Genomic DNA, 1,446 nt, shown 5'->3' on the forward strand with positions numbered 1-1,446 from the left:
CAGGCTCCACGCATCAAATTTCCAATGTCGCGTTGGTTCGTGCGAAATCGAGCCTGACATGATCCCTGTGAGCAATATTCGATAGCAACCTGCTTATTTCGCAAAACAATGACAAGCTGTCTCCAAGGCAATTTGTCATATTCAGGCTCTGAGCATCTGTCGATAAACAACCTTAGCTGTCATCCCAGATCAGTGGCAACAGCCACATCGGCAGCCATCGTATTTGTTCCTTGATCTCCTCCACCACTTCCGACAGTGGTATTTTCCATTCCCGAAAATGATGGAGATGGCCGAATAAAAAAGCGTAGAACAAATTCATGGCCATCACTTGAAAACCAAGCACGGCTTCAATGGCGATGGGATGATGAACGTAAGCATGATCCATGTGCCAGTATGTTTTCAAATCGTGAAATCCCATATTTTCAATGTCCCATCTTGCCGCTGCGATTCGAGATATCGTATCCGTACCGGCAGCACCTTTATCGATTGTGGTGCCCACCCAGCGTTCCAACACTTCTGTTTGCTTCTGTTTGATACCGCCCACAATGACGCTGTGCTCTGTCGTCCTCACCATCCTTACCATCCGAATGGGGACACGCAGTTGCTCCCAACTGGTGAAGTCCGACTCATCCCATGCCTGAACAACCACCGGATTTCCAGACGAATCCTTCTCCAGCCAAGCCACATCTGGCGATCTTGCCTCAAACAATCCCCTCGCATCCTTCATAACCCGCCGCCGTTCTTCCTTCATCCGAACCACGACGTGTTGGTGATGATCCAAAGCCTCGTGAATCAACGGGGCCTGCGCATACAAAGCGTCGAGCGTCAGTACATCCGCGAGAACGCCGTGTCGCTCCGCGCTTTGGTGAATGAGCCGCTTGGCCGCCGCAACTTCGCCTTCCGCTTTATCCGATCCGTCTTTCTTTTTAAGAAGCTCCGTTTCGTAAACGATCCGCGGATCTCCTCCAACCTTCTGCAGAAACACCGCGCGATGAAAATATTCGGTCTCTCCGGTCGTCAGCTGCCGTGTTAAGCATTCCTCGCAGCAACGGCTTTTACTGGAGAACATCTCCACACCGTCGATGGCTGCCACCCGCCATCCATCGATCGTCCCCTGACGCGGCCCTTTGTTCTGCTTGAATTTCGCGACGAACAGCTCATGGTTTGCTCGATGACTTTCCATGTCCCACTTCATGAGCGCTTGCCTTACCGCATCATGCGAAGGCATCTTTTCCTTGGCCGGTACGAGCTGACGAAACCGGCCTTTCTTCACATTCCGGTCTAACTCCTCCATGCTGCGCAAGCGAAACAAAAAGAAAAAGAGCATAACCACGAAAATCGTTGAAGAGCTGATATTTGGGTTACGTCTTCCGTCTTTTGCCTGCTTGACCATTGTTCTAAGTTGGTATATTTTGGAGGAGTGAGAGACTAGTTCTCTTGCCCACT

The 1,446-nt window shown here is 50.7% G+C and carries 1 protein-coding gene; it reads right to left on the reverse strand.

What is annotated here, in order from left to right; all coding sequences use genetic code 11:
• Window positions 1-172: 172 nt before the first annotated feature.
• Window positions 173-1,446 (reverse strand): transposase (locus ACFO3S_RS27870; RefSeq protein ID WP_378103037.1); only part of this gene is annotated, 1,274 nt, incomplete at its 5' end.

Source organism: Cohnella hongkongensis (assembly GCF_042654645.1).
Lineage (GTDB): Bacteria > Bacillota > Bacilli > Paenibacillales > Paenibacillaceae > Cohnella > Cohnella hongkongensis.